The organism is Streptomyces racemochromogenes, assembly GCF_044129415.1.
Classification (GTDB): Bacteria; Actinomycetota; Actinomycetes; order Streptomycetales; family Streptomycetaceae; genus Streptomyces; species Streptomyces racemochromogenes_A.
The window spans coordinates 1-4,259 of sequence record NZ_JBBDHD010000250.1 but is presented as its reverse complement, the minus strand read 5'-3'; the positions used below and the strand labels follow the sequence as shown (position 1 = coordinate 4,259).

The following is a 4,259-nucleotide window of genomic DNA, read 5'->3' as shown; positions in this document are numbered from 1 at the left end:
AACCCGGAAGCTAAGCCTTTCAGCGCCGATGGTACTGCAGGGGGGACCCTGTGGGAGAGTAGGACGCCGCCGAACAACCCGCCCTTTTAGCTCAGTCGGTAGAGCGTCTCCATGGTAAGGAGAAGGTCAACGGTTCGATTCCGTTAAAGGGCTCCAACAGAAAAGGCCCCCGCCTCTTGGCGGGGGCCTTTTTGCGTTTCCGGGGAAGCGGCGAGGAAGAGCCGGCCCGGGGCGTGGCCCGGGCCGGAGTGGAGCGGGTTACGCGCCTTCCCGGGGGTGCGGGACGCGGAAGGCCAGGATCGCCATGTCGTCCGAGGCGGGTTCCGCCGCGAAGCGTTCCACCGCCCGCAGGACGCGGGCGGCGACCGCGCCCGCCGTGAGGCCCGTACACGTGGTCAGGACGTCGGCCAGGCCGTCGTCGCCGAGCATGCGGGTGCCCTCACGGCGCTCCGTCACGCCGTCCGTGACGCACAGGAGGACATCGCCCGGGTCCAGGGACAGCGTCTGCTCGTAGAGTTCCAGGTCGTCCAGGACGCCCAGGAGCGGCTGCGGTTCCGCCGCCGCGCTGACCTCGCCGTCCGGGCGTAGGCGCAGCGGGAGCGGATGGCCGGCGCAGACCACCTTCATCAGGGCGCCGCCGTCCGGCTGCGGGTGGAGCTCCCCGTAGAGGAGGGTCAGGAACCGGCTGCGGGCCCCCTCGTCGAGGATGGCCGCGTTCAGCCGCTCCAGGACGGCCGGGCCGCCCAGGCCCTCCCGGGCCAGCAGGCGCAGCGCGTGGCGTGCCAGTCCGGTGACCGCGGCCGCCTCCGGGCCCGTACCGCAGACGTCGCCGATGGCGAAGCCGTACGCGCCGTCGCGGATCGGGAAGACGTCGTAGAAGTCGCCGCCCACCTCGTTGCCCTCGCCGGCCGCGCGGTAGATGACCTCGACCTCCATCCCGGGGATGGCGGGGGAGCCGGGCGGCAGCAGGCTGCGCTGGAGGGAGCGGCTGATGGCGGTGCGCTCCGAGTAGAGGCGGGCGTTGTCCAGGGCCAGGGCGGCCCGGCGCGACAGGTCGTCGGCCAGTTCGAGGATCTCCCGGCGGAAGTGCTCCTCGCTGGGCTTGCCCAGGGTGAGCATGCCGATGACCCGGTTGCGGGCCAGAAGGGGCAGGACGACGGTCTCGCCGCCGACCGCGGCGGCCGTCGCCGGCCAGGGGCGGGCGCCGGCCTCGCGGACGGGCTCGGGCGGGGCGACCCGCGACAGCAGCTCCTTGAGGCCGTCGATGCGCTCCTCGTCCTCGTGGAGGACGTAGGCGAGGTAGGGATCGGAAGTCGGGTCGGCGATCGTGTAGACGGCGCACCAGGTGGCCAGCGTCGGGACCGTCATCTGGGCCATCAGCGCAAGGGTCTGGTCCCGGTCGAGGGTGCCGGCCAGCAGGTCGGAGGCCTCGACGAGGAAGGACAGGGAGCCGCGGCGCAGCCGTTCCAGTTCGCCGAGGCGCGCGGACTCCACGGCGAGCGCGATGCGGTCCGCGGCGAACTGGAGGCGCAGCGCCTCCTCATTCGAGTAGCGGCCGGGGAGCTCGGCGGCGATGCCCAGGGAGCCGGTGAGCCGGCCCTCCACCTTGAGGGGGACGGTGACGACCGAGCGCATGCCGGTGGACTCCAGGAGCGGTACGGCCCCGGGGACCGCGGAGAGGTCGTCGTGGACGGCGGGCAGGCGGGCGGAGCCGTAGCGGCTGGTGCCGGCCTCGACGGGGACGCGGGCGAAGCGCTGCCGGGTGGAGGGCAGGCCCGTGGTGGCGCGGACCTCCAGCTCGGTCTCGTCGTCCGTGGCCAGCAGCAGGAACGCGGCGTCGGCGTCGAGCATGTCGCGGGCCCGTTCGACGGTGCGCTGGAGCAGGCCTTCGAGATCGTCGGGGGCGGGGGAGCCGATGAACACCTCGAAGGGGTCCGCGGGGCGGGGCTCGGAGAGCTGGCCGTCGGCGGGCGCCGTCCGTACCGGGGTCTGGAGGAGGGCGCGCTCGTCGTCGTGGACGAGGAGGCAGACGATGGACGGTTCGCCGTGTGCGTCGCGGACCCGCAGGTGGGAGGCGTAGACGGGGATGACGCGGCCGTCGGCTCCGCGGATGCCGTAGCTGCCCTCCCAGCGGGACAGGCGCAGGGCCTCGGCGATGCCGGTGCCGGTGCCGGGGGTCTGGGGCCAGGCGGCGAGTTCCGCGAGGGGGCGGCCGAGGACCTTCTCTGCGGCGTATCCGAAGACGTGCTCGGCGTCCTCGTTCCAGGCGGAGATCGAGTCGGCGGCGTCGATCTGGATGACGGGGACGCGGACCCGGCTGTCGGCCAGGGGCAGGAACTGGTCCGGGACGACCGGGCCGGCCGAGCGGGTACCGACCGGACGGTCCGGGAGGTCCAGGCGGAACCAGACGTGCTTGTGGGTGGCGGTGTACTCGACGCCCCAGCGGGTGGCGAGGGCGGCGCAGAGCATCAGGCCGCGGCCGTTCTCGCGGTCCGGGTCCGCGTACGGGCGCTCGTCGGGGTGGCGCAGGGGGAGCTCGCGCTCGGGGTACCGGTCGGCGATCTCGACGCGTACGCCGCCCTCGGTGCGCAGGCACAGGACCTCGGCCTCGGTTCCGGCGTGGACGACGGCGTTGGTGACGAGCTCGCTGGTCAGCACCACCGCGTCGTCGACGATGTCCGCGAAGCCCCAGCCTTGGAGGGTGTCGCGGACGAACGCGCGGGCAGCGGCGACCGACCGCCCTTGCGGGGTGAAACTGGCAGCCGCCCGTGCCGTGATCACGAGTCTCCTTCGACGCGGTGGGACATCGGATGCCAGGTTACTTACCTTCGCGGTCGCCGTGAGGCCGTCGTCCGGTATTCCACCCGCAGGGTGCGGAGCGTGTGCGAAGGTGCCGAAGTGTTATGGCCGGGTTCGGCCGGGGTGAAACACTGGGCAGGCTTGGAGAGCCGGCTCTTGGACAGTCGGGGATCCGGTGGAACAGCGGTCGACCCTTTCGGGAGGGACACGGTGGAGTCAGGCGCAGCGGTGCGGCGTACGGGAACGCGCCCCAAGGGGGGCAGGTCCCGGCGGAACGGGACGACGGAAGTCGATACCGCCGCACTGAACCGGCTGCTCACGGCCCTGGTCTCGATGCGGGACGGGAACTTCCGCAAGCGGCTGACGGTGTCCGGCGAGGGCGTGATGGCGGAGATCGCCGCCGTCTACAACGAGGTCGCCGACCGGAACCTGCACCTGACCGGGGAGCTGTCGCGGGTCCGGCGCATGGTGGGCCGCGAGGGCAAGCTGAGCGAGCGGCTGGAGACCGGTGCCTGCGAGGGCTCCTGGGCTGCGGCGATCGACGCCTCGAACCAGCTGGTGGACGATCTGGCCCGGCCGGTGTCCGAGGTGGGGCGGGTGCTGTCGGCGGTGGCCGAGGGCGACCTGGACCAGCGGATGGACCTGCGGACGCAGGCCCCGGACGGGATCGGGCACCCGCTGCGCGGGGAGTTCCTGAAGGTCGGGCGTACGGTCAACAACCTGGTCGACCAGCTGTCCGCGTTCACCGACGAGGTGACGCGGGTGGCGCTGGAGGTCGGTACCGAGGGGAAGCTGGGCGGTCAGGCCCAGGTGCGCGGGATGTCGGGTTCGTGGAAGGACCTGACCGACTCGGTCAACACCATGGCCTACCGGCTCACCGCCCAGGTGCGGGACATCGCGCTCGTCACGACGGCGGTGGCCAAGGGCGACCTGTCGCGCAAGGTCACGGTGCACGTGGCCGGCGAGATGCTCCAGCTGAAGAACACCGTGAACACGATGGTGGACCAGCTGTCCTCCTTCTCCTCGGAGGTGACCCGGGTCGCTCGCGAGGTGGGTACCGAGGGCGAGCTGGGCGGTCAGGCGAAGGTGCCCGGGGTCGCGGGCGTCTGGAAGGACCTGACCGACTCCGTCAACACGATGGCGGGCAACCTCACGGCCCAGGTGCGCGGGATCGCGCAGGTCACGACGGCCGTCGCCAACGGCGACCTGTCGCAGAAGGTCCGGGTCAGCGCGCGCGGAGAGGTCGCGCAGCTGGCCGAAACGATCAATCAGATGACGGAGACCCTGCGGACCTTCGCGGACGAGGTCACGCGCGTGGCCAGTGAGGTCGGCGCGAAGGGCACGCTGGGCGGCCAGGCCCAGGTGCCGGGTGCGGCGGGCACCTGGAAGGACCTCACCGACTCGGTGAACACGGTCTTCCGGAACCTGACCACACAGGTGCGGAACATCGCGCAGGTGAC

Annotated in this window: 2 protein-coding genes, 1 tRNA gene and 1 rRNA gene; 3 read left to right on the top strand and 1 reads right to left on the bottom strand. The window is 72.2% G+C overall.

Annotated features, from left to right (window positions below; translation table 11 throughout):
• Together rrf and WDV06_RS36385 are read left to right on the top strand one after the other, a co-directional pair.
• A 5S ribosomal RNA gene (rrf, locus tag WDV06_RS36390) occupies window positions 1-75 on the top strand; the annotation flags it as partial.
• Window positions 76-80: 5 nt separating this feature from the next.
• Window positions 81-156, top strand: a tRNA-Thr gene (locus WDV06_RS36385).
• A 102-nt stretch (window positions 157-258) separates the two neighbouring features.
• Here WDV06_RS36385 and WDV06_RS36380 read toward each other — a convergent pair.
• Window positions 259-2,781, bottom strand: a complete 2,523-nt coding sequence (locus tag WDV06_RS36380) for a SpoIIE family protein phosphatase (RefSeq protein WP_395514083.1) — start codon at window positions 2,779-2,781, stop codon at window positions 259-261.
• A 228-nt stretch (window positions 2,782-3,009) separates the two neighbouring features.
• Here WDV06_RS36380 and WDV06_RS36375 point away from each other — a divergent pair.
• Window positions 3,010-4,259 (top strand): HAMP domain-containing protein (locus tag WDV06_RS36375; RefSeq protein WP_395514082.1); only part of this gene is annotated, 1,250 nt, incomplete at its 3' end.